This window comes from Brevundimonas sp. LjRoot202, from assembly GCF_964253355.1.
Lineage (GTDB): Bacteria > Pseudomonadota > Alphaproteobacteria > Caulobacterales > Caulobacteraceae > Brevundimonas.
On sequence record NZ_CAXUQW020000001.1, the window covers coordinates 78,423 to 95,808 of the forward strand.

The 17,386-nt window shown below is 69.1% G+C and carries 19 protein-coding genes; 8 read left to right on the top strand and 11 right to left on the bottom strand.

Annotated features, from left to right (window positions below; genetic code table 11):
* Positions 1–12 precede the first annotated feature (12 nt).
* Together ACSQ1L_RS00495 and rnr are read right to left on the bottom strand one after the other, a co-directional pair.
* Positions 13–738, bottom strand: a complete 726-nt coding sequence (locus ACSQ1L_RS00495; RefSeq protein ID WP_435990883.1) for an NUDIX hydrolase — start codon at positions 736–738, stop codon at positions 13–15.
* Positions 735–3,062 carry a ribonuclease R gene (rnr, locus tag ACSQ1L_RS00500; protein WP_435990885.1) on the bottom strand — a complete coding sequence of 776 codons (2,328 nt, stop codon included), beginning with the start codon at positions 3,060–3,062 and terminating at the stop codon, positions 735–737. Before rnr ends, ACSQ1L_RS00495 begins: the two co-directional genes overlap by 4 nt.
* A 127-nt stretch (positions 3,063–3,189) precedes the next feature.
* On the opposite strand from rnr, the gene ACSQ1L_RS00505 reads away from it, so the two are divergent.
* The 4 genes from ACSQ1L_RS00505 (at position 3,190) to ACSQ1L_RS00520 (ending at position 6,750) form a co-directional block, all read left to right on the top strand.
* Positions 3,190–3,333, top strand: coding sequence for a hypothetical protein (locus ACSQ1L_RS00505; RefSeq protein ID WP_435990887.1), 144 nt, complete (start codon positions 3,190–3,192; stop codon positions 3,331–3,333).
* A 79-nt stretch (positions 3,334–3,412) separates the two neighbouring features.
* The gene (locus tag ACSQ1L_RS00510; RefSeq protein ID WP_435990888.1) at positions 3,413–4,816 is read left to right on the top strand and encodes a pyridoxal-phosphate dependent enzyme; all 1,404 of its coding nucleotides are present in this window, start codon (positions 3,413–3,415) and stop codon (positions 4,814–4,816) included.
* 15 nt (positions 4,817–4,831) lie between these two features.
* Positions 4,832–5,590, top strand: coding sequence for an alpha/beta hydrolase family protein (locus tag ACSQ1L_RS00515; protein WP_435990890.1), 759 nt, complete (start codon positions 4,832–4,834; stop codon positions 5,588–5,590).
* On the top strand, positions 5,587–6,750 hold the full coding sequence (locus ACSQ1L_RS00520) for a cystathionine gamma-synthase (RefSeq protein WP_435990892.1): 1,164 nt from the start codon (positions 5,587–5,589) through the stop codon (positions 6,748–6,750). The genes ACSQ1L_RS00515 and ACSQ1L_RS00520 overlap by 4 nt, the downstream gene beginning before the upstream one ends.
* A gap of 70 nt (positions 6,751–6,820) precedes the next feature.
* Here the strand turns inward: ACSQ1L_RS00520 and ACSQ1L_RS00525 are convergent, their stop codons facing one another.
* From ACSQ1L_RS00525 to ACSQ1L_RS00555, 7 genes are all read right to left on the bottom strand, one after another.
* The gene (locus ACSQ1L_RS00525) at positions 6,821–7,081 is read right to left on the bottom strand and encodes a hypothetical protein (protein WP_435990894.1); all 261 of its coding nucleotides are present in this window, start codon (positions 7,079–7,081) and stop codon (positions 6,821–6,823) included.
* 76 nt (positions 7,082–7,157) lie between these two features.
* Positions 7,158–7,370 (bottom strand): cold-shock protein, encoded by a 213-nt coding sequence (locus ACSQ1L_RS00530; RefSeq protein ID WP_168049007.1) that lies wholly within the window; start codon positions 7,368–7,370, stop codon positions 7,158–7,160.
* A gap of 225 nt (positions 7,371–7,595) precedes the next feature.
* A complete protein-coding gene (locus tag ACSQ1L_RS00535) occupies positions 7,596–8,213 on the bottom strand; it encodes a fasciclin domain-containing protein (RefSeq protein ID WP_435990896.1) in 618 nt (205 codons plus the stop codon).
* 207 nt (positions 8,214–8,420) lie between these two features.
* Complete coding sequence (locus tag ACSQ1L_RS00540; protein WP_168049003.1) at positions 8,421–8,633, bottom strand: cold-shock protein; 213 nt, start codon at positions 8,631–8,633, stop codon at positions 8,421–8,423.
* 162 nt (positions 8,634–8,795) lie between these two features.
* A complete protein-coding gene (locus tag ACSQ1L_RS00545) occupies positions 8,796–9,005 on the bottom strand; it encodes a hypothetical protein (protein ID WP_435990898.1) in 210 nt (69 codons plus the stop codon).
* Positions 9,006–9,044: 39 nt separating this feature from the next.
* Complete coding sequence (locus ACSQ1L_RS00550; RefSeq protein ID WP_435990900.1) at positions 9,045–9,749, bottom strand: TorF family putative porin; 705 nt, start codon at positions 9,747–9,749, stop codon at positions 9,045–9,047.
* A gap of 26 nt (positions 9,750–9,775) precedes the next feature.
* On the bottom strand, positions 9,776–10,702 hold the full coding sequence (locus tag ACSQ1L_RS00555) for an NAD(P)H-dependent flavin oxidoreductase (protein ID WP_435990902.1): 927 nt from the start codon (positions 10,700–10,702) through the stop codon (positions 9,776–9,778).
* Between the two features lie 130 nt (positions 10,703–10,832).
* Here ACSQ1L_RS00555 and queF point away from each other — a divergent pair, with 130 nt between their 5' ends.
* The 3 genes from queF to ACSQ1L_RS00570 are packed head-to-tail and all read left to right on the top strand — an operon-like array spanning position 10,833 to position 13,853.
* Positions 10,833–11,294, top strand: coding sequence for a preQ(1) synthase (queF, locus tag ACSQ1L_RS00560; RefSeq protein WP_435990904.1), 462 nt, complete (start codon positions 10,833–10,835; stop codon positions 11,292–11,294).
* 35 nt (positions 11,295–11,329) lie between these two features.
* Positions 11,330–12,238 (top strand): DUF817 domain-containing protein, encoded by a 909-nt coding sequence (locus tag ACSQ1L_RS00565; protein WP_435990906.1) that lies wholly within the window; start codon positions 11,330–11,332, stop codon positions 12,236–12,238.
* Positions 12,239–12,263: 25 nt separating this feature from the next.
* A complete protein-coding gene (locus ACSQ1L_RS00570) occupies positions 12,264–13,853 on the top strand; it encodes a phytoene desaturase family protein (RefSeq protein ID WP_435990908.1) in 1,590 nt (529 codons plus the stop codon).
* On the opposite strand, the gene ACSQ1L_RS00575 is transcribed toward ACSQ1L_RS00570, so the two are convergent.
* Together ACSQ1L_RS00575 and ACSQ1L_RS00580 are read right to left on the bottom strand one after the other, a co-directional pair.
* A complete protein-coding gene (locus ACSQ1L_RS00575; protein WP_435990910.1) occupies positions 13,850–14,224 on the bottom strand; it encodes a response regulator in 375 nt (124 codons plus the stop codon). The genes ACSQ1L_RS00570 and ACSQ1L_RS00575 overlap by 4 nt on opposite strands.
* Positions 14,221–15,741, bottom strand: coding sequence for an HWE histidine kinase domain-containing protein (locus ACSQ1L_RS00580; protein ID WP_435990912.1), 1,521 nt, complete (start codon positions 15,739–15,741; stop codon positions 14,221–14,223). The genes ACSQ1L_RS00575 and ACSQ1L_RS00580 overlap by 4 nt, the downstream gene beginning before the upstream one ends.
* 124 nt (positions 15,742–15,865) lie before the next feature.
* Between ACSQ1L_RS00580 and ACSQ1L_RS00585 the strand changes: the two genes are divergently transcribed.
* Positions 15,866–17,386, top strand: coding sequence for a carboxylesterase/lipase family protein (locus tag ACSQ1L_RS00585; protein WP_435990914.1), 1,521 nt, complete (start codon positions 15,866–15,868; stop codon positions 17,384–17,386).

The window sequence follows — 17,386 nt, forward strand, 5'->3', positions numbered from 1 at the left end:
CGTCAGGGACGGTCAGGCCGGCTCGTCCTGATAGTCGACGGCGTGGCGGCCGCGGACCATGCGCACGAAAGGCAAAGGCCGATCCGGAACGGTCAGGCGTTCCGCGACCTCGGCGAGGACGAAGCGGGTGATGGCCGGGAGGTCCACGGCGCGGGCCTCGTCCAGCGGCAGCCAGGCGATCTCGTCCAGTTCGCCTGAGCCGGCGGTGGGCTCCGGATGCAGCAGGGCGGCGGCATCGGCCATGAAGAAGCGGGCGTCGAAGCGGCGGCTGCGTCCCGGCGGGGTGATGGCGCGGGCGATATAGCGGAGCGCCGCCAGATCGGGCAGGGCGCCGAGGGCGCGGAACTCGCGCCATCCGCCGGCGACGGGGGCGGGCGGGGCGGGTTCGGCCAGCAGCAGGCCGGTCTCCTCGAAGGTCTCGCGCACGGCGGCGAGGGCGAGGGCGCGGGCGCGGCGGGGCGTGACCTCGCGGGCCAGACGGGCGGCGTCGCGAGGCGGCAATTCGGTCGCCGAGGCGGCGCCGGCGTCGGTGCGCTCGACGCGGCCGCCGGGGAAGACCCATTTGGAGGCCATGAAGACGTGGCCCGGCGCGCGTCGGCCCATCAGCACCTCGGCCGAGCCTTTCCGGACCCGGGTCAGGATCAGGGTGGCGGCGTCCTTCGGGCGCTGGCGATCGCCGGTGCGGGGCGCGTCCTTCAGGTCCTGGGCGGCGTCGAAGGGGTGTGGCCGCGCCGTCACCGCCTCTTGCCCTTGCGGACGCCCTTCAGACCGCCGGAGGGTTTGCCGCCGCGCGGCTTCGGACCGCCCGGACGCCCGCCGCCGCGCTTCGGGAAGCCGTCGCCGCCCCGGCCACGCACCCCGAGGCGGGCGGCGGGCGCGTTGGGGTCGCGCGGGGCGGGGTCGGAGAGCATTTCGAAGACCAGCCCGCCGGTGACCGGGGTGGCCTCGACCAACTTGACCTCGACGGTGCGGCCCAGGGTCCAGCGCTGGCCGCTGCGCTCGCCGACGAGGGCGTGGGTGCGGTCGTCGTGGTGGAAATATTCCCCGCCCAGGGTGGAGACGGGCACCAGGCCATCGGCGCCGGTCTCGTCCAGCCGGACGAACAGGCCGAAACGGGTGACGCCGGTGATGCGGCCCGTGAAGGTCGCGCCGACCCGCTCGGACAGGAAGGCGGCCATGTAGCGGTCCATGGCGGCGCGTTCGGCGGCCATGGAGCGGCGCTCGGTCATGGTGACCTGTTCGGCGATGGCCGGCAGCTCGGCGATCTCGCGGTCCGTCAGCCCGTCCTTGCCGAGGCCGAGGCCGCGGATCAGGCCGCGGTGGACGATCAGGTCGGAATAGCGCCGGATCGGCGAGGTGAAGTGGGCGTAGCGGTCGAGGTTGAGGCCGAAGTGGCCGACGTTCTCGGGGCTGTAGACGGCCTGCATCTGGGTGCGCAGGACGACCTCGTTGACGACCTCGGCGTGCGGCGTGTCGCGGGTCTCGTCGAGCAGCTTGTTGAACCGCTTCGTCGTGGCCGGCTCACCCTTGTTCCACGGCTTGCCGATGGTCTGCAGGAAGTCGCCGAGGTTGAACAACTTCTCCTGGCTGGGCGCGTCGTGGACCCGGTAGAGCAGGGGCGTCTTCTTCTGCTCCAGCGTCTCGGCGGCGCAGACGTTGGCCTGGATCATCATCTCCTCGATCAGGCGATGCGCCTCCAGCGACTTGCGCGGCTCGATCGTGCCGATGCCGCCGCCGGGGTCCATCAGCACCTTGCGCTCGGGACTCTCGATGGCCAGCGGGCTGCGCTTGAGGCGGCCCTTGAGCATGGCGCGATAGGCGTTCCACAGCGGGTAGAGGATCAGGTCCATGATCGGACCGGTGACCTCGTCGGTCCCGCCGCCGTTTTCCGGGCCGTCGATCGCGGCCTGGGCCTGTTCGTAGCTGAGGCTGGCGTGAGAGCGCATCAGGCCGCGCAGGAACTTGTGGCCGGTCTTGCGACCGTCCTTGTCGAAGATCATGCGGACGGCGAGGCAGGCGCGGTTCTCGCCGTGCTTGAGGCTGCACAGACCGTTGGACAGGATCTCGGGCAGCATCGGCTCGACGCGGTCGGGGAAGTAGGTGGAGTTGCCCTTCTCGCGCGCCTCGCGGTCGAGGGTCGTGCCGGGGCGGACGTAGGCGGCGACGTCGGCGATGGCGACCCAGACGATCCAGCCGCCGGGGTTCTTCGGATCCTCGTCGCGCTGGGCGAAGACGGCGTCGTCGTGGTCGCGGGCGTCGGCCGGGTCGATGGTGATCAGCGGCAGGTCGCGCAGGTCCTCGCGGCCCTTGAGCGAGGGCAGCTCCTGGTCCTGGGCCTCCTGCTGAACCTTCTCCGAGAAGCCCATCGGCACGTTGTGGGCGGCGATGGCGATCAGGGAGGCGGCGCGGGGGTCGTCCTCGCGGCCGATGGTCTCGAGGATCTTGCCGCGCTTGGGACCGTAGCGCTGCTCGCCGCGCTCGATGGCGGCCAGTACAAGGTCGCCGTCGCGCAGGTCGGCGCCCTGGGCGTGCGGCACCAGCAGGACGTCCTTCGAGCGGCGGTCGACGGGCTCGACCCGGATCTCCTTGTTGGACTTGCGGATGACGCCGAGGACGCGGTTGGTCTCGGTGTCCAGCTTCTTGATCAGCCGGGCTTCCCAGCCGTCGACGCCGCGGGAGAACTTGGCCAGCACCCGGTCGCCGAGGCCGGGCGCGGAACCGGGCCGGTCGTTGTCGGCCACGAGGATGGCGCGCGGGGCGTCGGGCGAGGCTTCGACGAGGCGCACATAGAGCTCGCCGTCGACATCGCGTTCGACCACGTCGGCGACGCCGACAGGGGGCAGGGCGCCGGCTTCGGAAAAGCCCTTGCGGCCGCGCTTGCCGAGTTTGCCCTCGGCCTCGAGCTCGCGGATCATTTCGCGCAGGGCGCGGCGGTCGCCGCCCTTGAGGCCGAAGTGGCGGGCGATGTCGGTCTTCTCGGCCGATCCGGCTTCGCGCAGGAAGGCGAGGAGGGTGTCTTTGTCGGGCAGGCCGGCGGGCGGCCTCTTGGGGGATCTTGTCATTTGAGTCCTTGATAACGCGCGTTTGTCCCAAAGGACACGCTGCGCGGATGATGGTTGCCTGCGGTCTCCGGAACGTCCGGGCGGGCAGGCGATCAGGGTCTGAGCAACCGCAGGGACGGGACGCGGCATGGCCGACTGGATCGGCGCAAATCTCTTCACGGCCGCGTCGGTTTTCGTCGCCGCGGCCGTGTGGTTCGCGGGAACCTGGCTGGTGCGCTACGTCGCCGGGCTGGGCGTGCTGTTCACACTGAGGGCCGCCACCGGCGGCTGACCGGCCGGTGACCCGCGCTTGACCTGATTGGCCCCCGCGCCCAGCTTCCGGCCCAGAACCGCCCGTGGAGAATCCCCGAATGTCCCTCGCCGCCGTCCCGGTCCTGACCGGCCCCACCGCGTCCCTGCTGGACCTGATCGGACGGACGCCGATGGTGGAGGTCACCCGGATGGACACCGGCAAATGCCGGCTGTTCCTGAAGCTGGAATCGCAGAACCCGGGCGGGTCGATCAAGGACCGCATCGCCCTGTCGATGATCGCGGCGGCCGAGCGGGAAGGATTCCTGAAGCCCGGCGGGACCATCGTGGAGGCGACGGCGGGCAACACCGGGCTGGCGCTGACGCTGGTGGGGCAGGCCAAGGGCTATAAGGTGCTGCTGGTCATCCCGGACAAGATGTCCAAGGAAAAGATTCAGCATCTCAGAGCGATGGGCGCGGATGTTCGCTTGACACGTTCGGACGTGCCGCACGGGCATCCGGAATACTACACCGATATGGCCGAGCGGCTGGCGCAGCAGATCCCGGGCGGGTTCTACGTCAACCAGTTCGCCAACGACGCCAATTCTGAGGCCCACTTCAAGACCACCGGTCCGGAGATCTGGGAGCAGATGGACCACCAGGTCGACGCCGTCGTCGCCGGCATCGGCTCGGGCGGGACGATCACGGGCATCGCCCGCTTCCTGAAGAGCGTCGGCTCGGACGCCACGGTAATCCTGGCCGATCCGGTCGGCTCGACCTTGGCCGGGATCGTCAACGAGGGCGTGCCGGGGCCGGAGGGCAGCTACACGGTCGAGGGCATCGGGCAGAATTTCGTGCCGGACACGGCCGACATGAGCCTGATCGATTGCGCCTATTCGATCCCCGACGCCGAGGCGATCGCCACGGTGCGCGAGCTGCTGCTGAAGGAGGGGGTGCTGGCCGGGTCGTCGTCCGGGACGCTGATCGCCGCGGCCCTGCGCTGGTGCCGGACGCAGACCGAGCCGAAGCGGGTGGTGAGCTTCGTCTGCGACACCGGGGCCAAATACCTGTCCAAGGTCTACAACGACGCCTGGCTGGCCGAGCAGGGACTGGGCGACGAGCCGATGCACGGCGACCTGTCGGACCTGATCACCCGCAAATACGAGGACGGGGACGTGGTCGTCATCGGTCCGGACGACACGCTCGACACCGCCTTCAAGCGGATGAAGGGGGCGGATGTGTCCCAGCTGCCGGTGATTCAGGACGGGCGGCTGGTCGGCATCGTCGACGAGAGCGACATCGTCCATGTGATGAACACCGACGAGATCACCCGCGAGGCGCGGTTCAGGAAGCCGGTCGGCTCGGTGATGACGCGCGATCTGGACACGGTGCAGGTGGGCGAGCCGCTGGAGGCGCTGATCCCGCTGTTCGACCGCGACCGGGTGGCCATCGTGCTGGACGGCGAGAAATTCGTCGGCCTGATCACCCGCAGCGACCTGATCAACCACCTGAGCCTGAACCGGTAGGGATCGGGCCGCGGGATGAGGCTGGACCGTCGCCAGGGACTGCTGGGCGCCGTCGCCATGGTGGTCGGGACGCCCGCGAGCGCCGCGGCGCAGGCCGGGCCGCCCGCGCCGACCTACGGGGAAGCGCCCTTCGAGAGTCACGGCAGGGTGATCCGCGCCATACACTACCAGCCCGCGGGCGAGGGGCGGCGGGCGGCGATCGTGATGATGCACGGCTCTGGCGGGCGCATCCGCAACGCCGGGCCGTGGCATGAGCTGGCGATGCGGTTCGCGGGCGACGGCTATCAGGTGCTGACGCCGCTCTACACGGACGCCTATCCGGACGACGGCGTCCGACCCGAGCGGATGATGGAGGCGTGGCGCGACGTGGGCGAGCACGCCGTCGACTGGTTCATCGACCGGGGCCTGGACCGGCGGCGGACGGCGATGTTCGGTTATTCGCTGGGGTCCTACGTCGCCGTCGACGGGGCGCTGGGCAATAGCCGGGCGGCGGCGGCGATCGGATTGGCGGGCGGGGTGGACGTCTACACGCCGCGCCCGCCCCGGCGGCGTATTCCGGTGTTGATCCTCCGGGCGGAGAACGACACCCATGTGCTGCCGCGCAATACGGAGACCTGGGTGCGCTTCCTGCGAGATCACGACGTCAACGTGCGGGTTGAAGTGATCGCCGGCGCCGGCCATCTGTTCAGACCCCCCGAGTGGGCCGAGATCTTCGCGCGCTCGGCCGAGTTTTACAGCGGCAACATCGGCCGCATCGATCAGGACACCGCATGAGCTCGCTGAAGAACAGCCAGGGTTTCTCGACCCGCGCCATCCACGCCGGTCAGCGGCCCGACCCGACCACGGGCGCGGTGATGACGCCGATCTACGCCACCTCGACCTACGCCCAGGAAAGCCCGGGCGTGAACAAGGGCTATGAATACGCCCGGGGCAAGAACCCGACGCGGGAGGCGTTCGAGGCCTGCCTGGCCGACCTTGAAGGCGGCACGCACGGCTTCGGCTTCGCCAGCGGCATGGCGGCCACCTCAACCGCGCTGGAGCTGCTGGACGCCGGGTCGCACATCGTCACCGGCGACGACCTGTACGGCGGCTCGTGGCGGCTGTTCGAGCGGGTGCGGCGGCGCTCGATGGGGCTCGACTTCGCCTATGTCGATCTGAGCGATCTCAGAGCGGTCGAGGCGGCGATCACGCCGAAGACGAAGATGCTGTGGGTCGAGACGCCGACCAATCCGCTCATGAAGCTGGCCGACATCGCCGCCCTGTCGAAGATCGCCAGGGCGCATGGCCTCAAACTGGTGGTCGACAACACCTTCGCGACGCCGTGGAGCCAGCAGCCGCTGAAGCTGGGGGCGGACATCGTCATGCATTCGGCGACCAAATACCTGAACGGCCACTCTGACATCATCGGCGGGGCGCTGGTGACGGCGGACCCGGAGCTGGCGAAGGAGATCAAGTTTCTCCAGAATTCGGTGGGCGGGGTGATGGGGCCGTTCGACGCCTTCCTGGCCAACCGGGGCCTGAAGACGCTGGGCCTGCGCATGAAGGCGCATAACGAGAACGCCCTGGCGGTGGCGCGCTGGCTGGAGGAGCGGAAGGGGATCGCCAGGGTGATCTATCCGGGCCTGATCAGCCATCCGCAGCACGAGCTGGCGGCGAAGCAGATGAACGGGCGGTTCGGCGGCATGGTCACGGCGATCATCGACGGCGACCTGGCGCGCACCAAACAGGTGCTGGAGCGGGTGCAGGTGTTCACTCTGGCGGAGTCGCTGGGCGGCGTGGAAAGCCTGGTCAACCACCCGGCCATCATGACCCACGCCAGCGTGCCGAAAGAGGTGCGCGAGGCGGGCGGGGTGACGGAGAACCTGATCCGGCTGTCGGTGGGCGTGGAGGAGGTCGAGGACCTGATCGCCGACCTGGATCAGGCGCTGGGCTAGGGGTGGCCCGCATCCTGTCGCCGCCATCTTCGGGTCAGGCCCGAGGAGGACGGGGGGTGAGGGTGGGAGCCTAGGCGGCCTTGGTCGGCAGCGCGGTCTGGTGGCCGCTGGCGGGGACGACCTTCTTCTTCGCCGGGGCGCGGGGCTTCTTGACCGTCGTGGACGGGGCGGCGGCGCGGCGGGCGGTCTCGGCGTCGATCAGGGGGAGGATTTCGGCGGCGGTGTTCATCTGAACCGCGGAGCCGGATTCCGACAGGCGGGCGGCGTTGGCGCGCAGGGCCTTGAGGTCGGGATCGCTCATGGCGGGGATCATGTCGGCAAGCGGGGTCATTACAGTCTCCTGGGGCAAGATACGGTGGTCGGGCCGGCCGCCGTGATCGGCGGCCGGCCCTTCCGTCAGTCGGAAACTATTCGGCGGCCTTCAGGCGACCGGCCGATTCCTTGCCCGAGCGCGAGTCGCGCTCGATCTCGTAGGAGACCTTCTGGTTTTCGTTGAGCGAACCCAGGTCCGAGACCTCGACGGCCGAAGCGTGGACGAACACGTCCTTGCCGCCGTCATCGGGGGCGATGAAGCCGTAGCCCTTGGTGGAGTTGTACCATTTCACAGTGCCGGTAGCCATTTTCAGGACCTCCGCTAGCAGTTGACCGCCGGAAGAGGTTCCGGGTCGGCCTGTCGGGTCTGAATGGGATCGGCTTTGGACCTCGGTGCGCGATGCAAAGGGGCAGCAGCGTTTCGCAGAGAGATCGACGAGGCCTCAGGTGGGCCCTTTCCGGGCCAATAGCAAGGGCGGGGTGGAAACGCCCCGGGCCGCGGGGGAGGGACGTCGGCCCGGGACTGGTCTCCGCTAGTCCGGCATGGAGACCGTGTCGGTGACGTGGATGACGCCGTTGGACTGGAACACATCGGCCTGGGTGACGGTGGCCTCGCCGCCCTTTTCGTCGGTCAGGATGACCGCGTCTCCGCGCAGCGATGCGGTCAGGGTTCCGCCCTCGACCGTGGTCAGCCGCGCGCTGCCGCCACCCGCCTGGATCTGCTGCATCAGGTCCGCCGCCGCCACCCGGCCGGGCACGACGTGATAGGTCAGGATTTTGGTCAGGGTCGCCTTGTTGGCGGGCTGGGTCAGGCTCTCGACCGTGCCGGCGGGGAGTTTGGCGAAGGCCGCGTCGGTGGGGGCGAAGACCGTGAAGGGGCCCGGACCGGACAGGGTCTCCGCCAGGCCGGCGGCGGTCACGGCCGCCACCAGCGTGGTGTGGTCGGCCGAGTTTGCGGCGTTCTCGACGATGGTCTTGTTCGGGTACATGGGAGCCCCGCCGACCATGGGAGTCTGCTGCGCGCCGGAAGCTTCGGCGGTCTCAGCGGCAGCGGGGGCTTCGGCGCTGCCGGCGGGGGAGCAGGCGCCGGCCAGGACGGCGCAGGCGGCGACGCCGGCGGCGAGGGCGGTTCGGGTGGCGATGAAGGTCATGCTTGTCTCTCCTGAGCAGCCGTCGTTGCGGCTCGGGATGTAGACGATGTCAGGAGGCCGTCGGATCATCCTTGCGGCTACTGGCCGCAAGGGGCATCCGGACGCGGGTTTCGCGCGTAAGGCGCGCCCCGGACAGCAAAACGGCGGCGGACGCTTTCGCATCCGCCGCCGCCGGAAAACTCATGCGCCGGAGACCGGCGCCTGAACTCAGCCCTCGGTCTTCAGCTGACCAGCGGATTCCTTGCCCGAACGCTTGTCGCGCTCGATTTCGTAGGAAACCTTCTGGTTTTCATCCAGGCCGCGCAGGCCCGCTTGCTCGACGGCCGAGATGTGGACGAAAACGTCCTTGCCGCCGTCGTCAGGCTGGATGAAGCCGTAGCCCTTGGTGCCGTTGAACCATTTCACAGTGCCGGTAGCCATGTTTAGACCTCCGTTTGGCGTTGGCCTCAGGGAAGAGCCCCTGGAGGCCTGTCGGGTCTAAAAGGAGCGGCTAGACCTCAGTGCGAAAGCAGAGGGTGGCGTTTCGCAGAGAGATCGACAGGGCATTTGTGGACTGTCCCAGCGGCGAAAGCAAGGCGGACCTTACTCGGCCGTTTCGTCCTCGGCGGGCGCCACATAGTTGGCCTGGCAGAGCTTGCGCAGGGCCGCGCTCAGCGTCGGGCCGTAGAGGGAATCCTGGATGCGGTCGAAACCCTCGGCCGAGAGAGCCTGCTTGATGTCGCTGACCGTGCGGCAGCGGCCCTCCTGGGCGAGTTCGTAGGCGCGTTCGAGCGTGGTGGGTCTGTGAGTCATGACCTCAAGGTAGGCACGACCGGCCCGGATTGCGAGGCCTCAGAAGGCGAAGCTGAGGCCGGCGACCAGGGCGTCGTCGTACTTTTCGCCGGGAACCTCTGCGTCGGTGGCGTAATAGCGCAGATCGGCCTCGACATTGCGCGTCAGGGCGTAGGTGAAGCCGGCGTTCCAGCCCGTGTAGTCGATGCTGTTGTCCTGTTCGCGCCGGCCGATCGCGGCCGTGGCTTCCAGCTTGTCGGTGAAGGCCCAGCCGACGCGGGCCTCGGCCCAGGTCCAGGCTTCGGTCGCGCCCGTGCCGTCGGGGGAATACTGCAGGCGGACGCGGCCGCTGGCGGGACCGATCGAGCGCGAGACGTCGGCGGTGAACTCCCAGGCCTCGGCGTCCGCGCCCGGGTCGGCGTCGACCTGCCACTTGTGAGCGGCCTCCAGCGTGACGTCGAAGCCGGCGACCTGCGGCCGGAAGCCGGCGTTGATCTCGGCCTCAAGCTCGGAGCCGGCGCTCTTGATCGTCTCGGCGCCCGCGCCGGCGTAGAACAGGCCCGAAGCGCTCTCCCACTGGGCCTGACCCCAGACGAAGGGGTCGCCTTCCGACTTGGACGCAGCCTTGGAGCGGTTGTCGGTGGCGGCGCCGACAGCGATGGACCACGAGCCGGAAGGCGTGTCCTGGGGAACGTCCTGGGCGGCGGCGGTCGAAGCGCAGGCGAGCAGGGCGGTCGCGGCGGCGGTCGTCAGGGTGCGGATCATTGGAAGCCTCGGTTGGACGCGGCCGTCTAGAACCGATTCTTGTCGAAAACGGCGCAGGCCTCCGCATATTCGTCCCGAAGGCGATCAACAAGCCGGGCGGCGGGCAGGATGTCGTGGACCGCGCCGGCGCCCTGGCCCGCCGACCACACGGTCTTCCACGCCCGGGCCTCCTCGCCCATGTCGAGCTTGTGCTCGGGCAGGCTCTTCGGATCGATGCCGTTGGCGATCAGCGACGGGGTCAGGAAGTTGGCCGGGATGCCCGAGACGGCCGGCGTGTAGGTGATGTCCGAGGCGCCGGCGTCGACGATCATCTGCTTGTATTCGGGCTGGGCCTGGGACTCCGTCGTCGAGATGAAGCGGGTGCCCATGTAGGCGAAGTCGGCTCCCATCATCGTCGCGGCGGCGACGTCCCGGCCGGTCGACAGGCAACCGGACAGGATGATGGTTCCGTCGAAGAAGGTCCGCACCTCCTCGACGAGGGCGAAGGGATTGACCACGCCGGCGTGGCCGCCCGCGCCGTTGGCCACCAGGATCAGGCCGTCGACGCCGGCCTGGGCGGCCTTGCGGGCGTGGCGGACGTTGGCGATGTCGTGGAAGACCACCCCGCCGTAGCCGTGCACCGCGTCCACCAGGTCGCGGACCGCGCCGAGCGAGGTGATGATCAGCGGCACCTGCTCCTCGACCGAGACCATCACGTCGGCCATCAGCCGCGGGTTGGTCGGGTGGACGATATGGTTGACCCCGAAGGCGGCGGCGTCGGGGGTCAGGCGCGCCTTGATGTCGTGCAGCCACTCCCGGTAGCCCTCGGTGGTGCGCTGATTCAGCGACGGGAAGGTTCCGATGGCCCCGGCGTTGCAGCACTCGACGACGAGATCCGGACCCGAGACGAGGAACATCGGCGCGGCGATGACCGGCAGCTTCAGTCCCTTTTGCAGCGATGCCGGAATGGCCATGGCGGATACCCCCGTTGTCTTTCGCTACGGATAGCGGGGTGTCGCGGGGGAAGGCAAATACTCTCACCGACGTCATTCCCCGGCTTGACCCGAGGATGACGGCGTGGGGCGGACAGGCTACATCGCCTCCATGACCACCGACACCTCGGGCCTGCACCAGCTGGGCCACATGACCGCCGCGCCGACCAGTCCGGAAACGGCTGAGCTGGAGCGCGTGCCGAACCCGCACGCGGACACCCTGTACCTGACCCGGTTCACGGCGCCGGAGTTCACCAGCCTGTGCCCGGTGACGGGCCAGCCGGACTTCGCTCACATCGTCATCGACTATGCGCCGGGCGAGTGGCTGGTCGAGTCCAAGAGCCTGAAGCTGTACCTGACCAGCTTCCGCAATCACGGGGCCTTCCACGAGGACTGCACCGTGGCCATCGGCAAGCGACTGGCCGAACTGCTGGCGCCGAAATGGCTGCGCATCGGCGGATACTGGTATCCGCGCGGCGGCATCCCGATCGACGTCTTCTGGCAGACGGGTGTTGCGCCGGAAGGGCTGTGGCTGCCGGACCAGGGCGTGCCAACGTATCGCGGACGAGGTTGAAACACAGGCTCGCGGCAAATCCTCAGAATTTGCTCATGCGTAGCGTCGCAGTTGCGGCCAAGGTGACGGCCATGACCGAACCGCGCCGCCTTCCGCTCGAAACCTGGGGCCGCCATTGGCTCGGCCGGCTGCAGGTCTGGTCCGACCGGCGCGGATGGAGCCGCTACGCCTTCGAGTTCCTGATGTTCGGGATCAAGCAGGGGTGGGCCTGTCTGTTCGGCGGGGCGATGCTGGCGCTGTTGCTGGCGACGGGACTGTGGTGGCCCGAGGGGGCGCCGGTCGCGCGCTACGACTTCCTCGTGCTCGGGGCGCTGACCATCCAGGCCGCCATGTTGGCGCTGAAGCTGGAAAGCTGGGAGGAGGCGAGGGTCATCCTCGTCTTCCACGTGGTCGGGACGATCATGGAGTTGTTCAAGACCGCGCACGGGTCGTGGATCTATCCGGAGGACAGCGTGTTGCGCATCGGCATGGTGCCGCTGTTCTCGGGCTTCATGTATGCGGCGGTGGGCAGCTATATCGCCCGCGTCTGGCGCATCTTCGACATCCGCTTCCGCCACTATCCGCCGCTGTGGACGACATGGGTCCTGGCGGCGGCGATCTACGTCAACTTTTTCGCCCATCACTGGCTGCCGGACGTGCGGCTGGGGCTGTTCGCGGCGACCGCGCTGCTGTTCGGGCGGGGCTGGTTCTATTTCACGCCGGACCGGCGGCGGCGGTCGATGCCCTTTCTGCTGGGATTCCTGCTGGTGGCCCTGTTCATCTGGTTCGCGGAGAACCTCGGGACCTGGGCGCAGGCGTGGGCCTATCCGGGGCAGGAGGACGGCTGGGAGCCGGTCTCGCTGGCCAAGCTGGGCAGCTGGTTCCTGCTGATGATGATCAGTGTGGTGCTGGTGTCGCTGGTGCATCGGCCGGAGGCGGAGCCTTCCCCTTCGCCCGGCGCGTGATAGACCGCCCGATACGGGAGGCCGCATGACAACCACCACCACCGACGTCGTCATCCTCGGCGGGGGCCATAACGGCCTCGTCTGCGCCTTCTATCTGGCGAAGGCCGGGCTGAAGGTGACGGTGCTGGAGCGGCGGCATGTCGTCGGCGGGGCGGCGGTGACGGAGGAATTCCATCCGGGGTTCCGCAACTCGACCGCCAGCTACACGGTCAGCCTGCTCAATCCGAAGGTGATCGCCGACATGGATCTGGCCCGGCACGGGCTGACCGTGGTCGAGCGCAAGGTCTCCAACTTCCTGCCGCTCGAGGACGGTCGCCATTTCCTGGCGGGCGAGGGGCGGACGCAGGGAGAGGTGGCGAAATTCTCGGCCCGGGATGCGGAGCGGCTTCCGGAATACGAGCGGCGGCTGGAGGTCGTGGCGGCGATCCTGCGCGACTGGATCCTCAAGGCGCCGCCCAATGTCGTCGAGGGCGGGTGGATGGCCATGCTGCCGGAGCTGCTGAAGGCCGGCGGGCTGGGGCGGCAGGCGGCGGGACTGGACGTGCAGGGGCGGCGCGACCTGCTGGACCTGTTCGCCAAGTCGGCGGGGGATTGGCTGGACGGCTGGTTCGAGAGCGATCCGATCAAGGCCCTGTTCGGTTTCGACAGCGTGGTGGGCAACTACGCCAGTCCGTACACGCCCGGCTCGGCCTATGTGCTGTTGCACCATGTCTTCGGCGAGGTGAACGGGCGCAAGGGCGTGTGGGGCCACGCGCTGGGGGGCATGGGGGCCATCACCCAGGCGATGGCCGCCGCGTGCGCCGAGCAGGGCGTGGAGGTGCGGCTTGAGGCTCCGGTGGCCGAGGTGCTGACCGGGAAGGGCCGCGCGGTCGGGGCGGTGACCGAGGCGGGCGATGTGGTGCGGGCGCGGGCGGTGGTCTCGAATCTGCACCCGCGGCTGCTGTTCGAGCGGTTCGTGGACGACACGGTCGTGCCGGCCGATTTCCGCGAGCGGATCGGGAACTACCAGTCAGGCTCGGGGACCTTCCGGATGAACGTGGCGCTGTCGGAGCTGCCGGACTTCACGGCCCTGCCGGGGCCGGGGGATCACCTGACGGCGGGGATCATCATGGCGCCGTCGCTGGCCTATATGGACCGGGCCCACGCCGAGGCGCGGCTGACCGGCTGGTCGTCGAAGCCGATCGTGGAGATGCTGATCCCGTCGACGCTGGACGACAGCCTGGCGCCGCCCGGACAGCACGTGGCGAGCCTGTTCTGCCAGCACGTCGATCCGGCGCTGGGAGACGAGCACCGGGACACCGTGGCCGACCTGATGATCGACACGGTCGACGCCCACGCGCCGGGATTCAAGGCGTCAGTGCTGGGACGGCTGGCGCTGGGGCCGCGCGATCTGGAGCGGCGCTTCGGTCTGGTCGGCGGCGACATCTTCCACGGACGGCTGACGCTGGACCAGCTGTTCAGCGCCCGGCCCGTGCTGGGCCACGCCGATCACCGGATGCCGGTTCCGGGGCTCTACCTGTGCGGTTCGGGCGCGCACCCGGGCGGCGGGGTCACCGGCGCGCCGGGGCATAACGCGGCGCGGGCGGTGCTGAAGGATCTCGGGCGCCGGGTTTAGACGTCGGCGAGGCCCATGGCCGTCATCAGCGCGTCCCGCACCGCCGCCTCGGTGAAGGGCTTCTGCAGCGTCGGCTGGCCGCGCCATTCGTCGGGCAGGCCGCCCTCGCCGTAGCCGGTCGAGAAGATGAAGGGCACGCCGCGGTCCTTGAGGGCCTGGGCCACCGGGAAGACCTGGCGGCCGGCGACGTTGACGTCGAGCAGGGCGGCGTCGACGGTCTCGTCGGCGGCCATGCGCAGGCCCTCGTCGACCGTCGCGGCCGGGCCGACGGCGAGGCACCCCATGTCCTCGAGGATGGTCTCCAGCAGCATGGCGACCAGGGATTCGTCCTCGACGATCAGTACGCGGCGGCCTGCAAACGTCTGGCTCATCGGCCCTGCTCCGTGTCCAATGGAATTGAGAATGTCGCGACGAATCCGTCTTGTGCGTAGTCGAGTTCGACCTCTCCGGCCAGATCATGCCGCACACTGCGTTCGATCAAACGGCTGCCGAACCCCCTCCGGTTCGGCGGCTGCACAGGCGGGCCGTCGATTTCCCGCCAGGCCAGTTCGAGCCGGGGCCGCGTCTGATCGGCCAGGCCCCAGTCGACGAGAATCCGGCCGTCGGGCGCGGAGAGGGAGCCGTATTTGGCCGCGTTGGTGGCCAGTTCGTGAAAGATCATGCCCAGCGACAGGGCGGCAGCCGGCGCCAGGGCGACGAGCGGACCGTTGGCGGAGACGCGCTGACTGCCGTGGGCCTCGGTCTCGTGCTGCAGGATGGCGGACAGGTCGGCCCCTTCCCAATGGCTGCGGGTCAGGAGGTCGTGGGTGTGAGACAGGGCCAACAAGCGTGCCTGGAAGCCCTCGGCGAAGGTTTTCGGGTCGGCGTGCGAACGCGCGGTCTGCATGGCGATCGACTGGACGGTGGCGAGGGTGTTCTTCACGCGGTGGTTCAGCTCGTCGATCATCAGCTTCTGCCGCTCGGCGGAGCGCATGGCCTCGGTGACGTCGTGGCCCTGGACGAAGATGCCGATGACCTTCCCCGAGGCGTCGCGGATCGGTTGGTAGACGAAGTTCAGATAGACGCTCTCCAGCGGCGCGCCGGGGGTGCGCTGCAGCTGGACCCTGCTGGCCCGGCCCTCGTGCGGCTCGCCGGTCGAGTAGACGCTGTCCAGGAACTCGTAATAGCCCTGTCCGACCAGCTCCGGCAGCGCGTCGCGGATCGGCTTGCCGGCGATGTCGCGGTGGCCGATCAGCTGGGCGTAGGCCGGGTTGTGCATCTGGAAGACGTGGCCCGGCCCGTTCATGACCGCGACGAAGCCGGGCGCCTGCATGAACATCTCGATCAGGCGGTTACGCTCGTTCTCGAGGCGGCGGTTGTCTTCCTGCACCTGTTCCGCCCGGCCCAGGACCGCGCCGCCCAGCATGGCGTCGAGGGCGCCGACGCGCTCCGGCGCGGCGGAACGCTCGCGCAGCCGCTGCAGTTCGGTGATGTCGGTGGTGTGCTGGAGGATGAAGATGACCTCGCCCGTGTCGTCGTCCAGCATCGGCGTATGGGTGGCGCTCCAGTAGCGGTCCTCGAACACCTCGCGGCCGTCGTCGAGACGGCGGGCCATGGAGAATTTAACCAGGGCCAGGTGGTCGCGCTGACAGGTGTCGCGAGCCCGCTCGAGCGAGGCGCGCACCTGGCGAACATTCTCCGGCGCCTCCTCCCCCGGACCGGAGTCGAAGGCCGCAAACAGGGGGCGGCCGACGATGGCGGCGCGCGTGCTGTTGGTGATGTCCAGATAGGCCTGGTTGACGCCGGCGATCCGCAGATCGGGCGTAAGCAGCACATAGGGATTGGGCGAGGCGTCGAACGCGCTCGCCAGATCAATCGCCAGCCCCCCCGATTTCACCAGTTCTTTCAAACGCGTCCCCGCCGTACCGGTCCCTTAACGCCCTTGGCGATCATCAGTTCACCGAGCGTGGGTGTTCTTACACGCTTTGCGATTTGAGTGATCAGGGCTGGGACCGCTAGTCTGGGGCATGTCCATGGCTTCATTTCTGGCGGCGGCGGTTCTGATGATCTCAGCGGCAGGTCCCGACCATCCCGCGCCGCGCGCCACGGTCGGGCAGGGGGTGCTGGTCGGGCGGGAGACGGACGGGATACGCAGCTTCAAGGGCGTGCCCTACGCCCGGCCGCCGGTCGGCGAGTTGCGCTGGCGGGCGCCGCAGCCGGCGCAGCCATGGGACGGCGAACGCGATGCGGGAACCGTCGGGGCGATCTGCATCCAGCCCCCGGCCAACGGCGACAACGGCGTCGGACCCCTCCCGATGAGCGAGGACTGCCTGACGCTGAACGTCTGGGCGCCGGCGGGCCGCGAGGGGCCGCTGCCGGTGATGGTCTGGATTCACGGCGGCGGTCTGAACAACGGCTCGGGGACGGCGGCGTTGTACGACGGGGCCAGACTTGCGAAGCGCGGCGTGGTGGTGGTGACGATCAACTACCGGCTGGGGCGGCTGGGGTTCTTCGATCATCCGGCGCTGGCGGCGGAACGGGAGCCGGGCGAGCCCGCGGTGAACTATGGCTTGATGGACGCGATCGCGGCGCTGGAATGGGTGCGGGAGAATGCGGTCGCGTTCGGAGGCGATCCCGGCAAGGTCACGGTGTTCGGCGAGTCCGCGGGCGGCGCGCTGGTGACCCGGCTGATGATCTCGGAACCGGCTCGCGGGCTGTTCCATCGGGCGGTGGTGCAGTCGGGCCTGGGCCGCGACGAAGGGACTCCGCCGGACCAGCCCAGACGCGACGGGGGGGCGTCGATGCAGGCTCGGGGAGAGGCGTTCGCGGACACACATGGGGCGAAGACGGCGGAACAGTTGCGGGCAATTCCCGTCGAAACCTTCCTGCGCCCCGCGCCGAACTTCTATGGCGGCGACTTGCTGGTTCGGGACGGGCTGTACGTGACGGAGGAGGTCGAAGCGGCCTTCGCCTCCGGCCGCGAGGCGCCCGTCCCCTTCATTATCGGCGCGAACAGCGCCGAGTTCTGGTGGATGAAGCCGTCGGACCTGAGCCCCTACGGTGCTCTGGACGATGCGATGACGGAGGTCGAGCGGGTGGCGTTCGTGGCGGCCTATGGCGGGCAGGCCGGCTATGACGCCTATGTGCTGAGCGACCTCGTATTCAACGAGCCGGCCCGGCATCTGGCCCGGCTGCACGCCCGCAACGGCCATCCGACGTATCTTTACCGGTTCGATGTGGTCTCGGCGGCGATGCCGGAACCGCACGAGGGCGCGACCCACGCCTCGGAGAGGCAATATGTGTTCGACACCCTGACCGCCTCGCCGTGGCCGACGGCGGAGATGGACCAGGGGGCGGCGGACGCCATGGCGGGCTACTGGACGACCTTCGCGTCCTCAGGCGATCCGAACGGCGGCATGCGCCAGGCCTGGCCGGAGTTCGGGGCAGAGCCGGACAGGCTGCTTGAGTTCACCAACGACGGGCCGGTGGCGAAGGACGTGCCCTTCGCCGAGCGGCTGGACCTGATCGAGGCGTATTACAGCCGGGTGCGGTGA

Bases quoted from the DNA above. Each gene is read 5' to 3' on its own strand.
- rnr (WP_435990885.1), bottom strand. From the start codon at position 3,062: ATGACAAGATCCCCCAAGAGGCCGCCCGCCGGCCTGCCCGACAAAGAC.
- ACSQ1L_RS00505 (WP_435990887.1), top strand. From the start codon at position 3,190: ATGGCCGACTGGATCGGCGCAAATCTCTTCACGGCCGCGTCGGTTTTC.
- ACSQ1L_RS00510 (WP_435990888.1), top strand. From the start codon at position 3,413: ATGTCCCTCGCCGCCGTCCCGGTCCTGACCGGCCCCACCGCGTCCCTG.
- ACSQ1L_RS00515 (WP_435990890.1), top strand. From the start codon at position 4,832: ATGAGGCTGGACCGTCGCCAGGGACTGCTGGGCGCCGTCGCCATGGTG.
- ACSQ1L_RS00520 (WP_435990892.1), top strand. From the start codon at position 5,587: ATGAGCTCGCTGAAGAACAGCCAGGGTTTCTCGACCCGCGCCATCCAC.
- ACSQ1L_RS00525 (WP_435990894.1), bottom strand. From the start codon at position 7,081: ATGACCCCGCTTGCCGACATGATCCCCGCCATGAGCGATCCCGACCTC.
- ACSQ1L_RS00530 (WP_168049007.1), bottom strand. From the start codon at position 7,370: ATGGCTACCGGCACTGTGAAATGGTACAACTCCACCAAGGGCTACGGC.
- ACSQ1L_RS00535 (WP_435990896.1), bottom strand. From the start codon at position 8,213: ATGACCTTCATCGCCACCCGAACCGCCCTCGCCGCCGGCGTCGCCGCC.
- ACSQ1L_RS00540 (WP_168049003.1), bottom strand. From the start codon at position 8,633: ATGGCTACCGGCACTGTGAAATGGTTCAACGGCACCAAGGGCTACGGC.
- ACSQ1L_RS00545 (WP_435990898.1), bottom strand. From the start codon at position 9,005: ATGACTCACAGACCCACCACGCTCGAACGCGCCTACGAACTCGCCCAG.
- ACSQ1L_RS00550 (WP_435990900.1), bottom strand. From the start codon at position 9,749: ATGATCCGCACCCTGACGACCGCCGCCGCGACCGCCCTGCTCGCCTGC.
- ACSQ1L_RS00555 (WP_435990902.1), bottom strand. From the start codon at position 10,702: ATGGCCATTCCGGCATCGCTGCAAAAGGGACTGAAGCTGCCGGTCATC.
- queF (WP_435990904.1), top strand. From the start codon at position 10,833: ATGACCACCGACACCTCGGGCCTGCACCAGCTGGGCCACATGACCGCC.
- ACSQ1L_RS00565 (WP_435990906.1), top strand. From the start codon at position 11,330: ATGCGTAGCGTCGCAGTTGCGGCCAAGGTGACGGCCATGACCGAACCG.
- ACSQ1L_RS00570 (WP_435990908.1), top strand. From the start codon at position 12,264: ATGACAACCACCACCACCGACGTCGTCATCCTCGGCGGGGGCCATAAC.
- ACSQ1L_RS00575 (WP_435990910.1), bottom strand. From the start codon at position 14,224: ATGAGCCAGACGTTTGCAGGCCGCCGCGTACTGATCGTCGAGGACGAA.
- ACSQ1L_RS00585 (WP_435990914.1), top strand. From the start codon at position 15,866: ATGGCTTCATTTCTGGCGGCGGCGGTTCTGATGATCTCAGCGGCAGGT.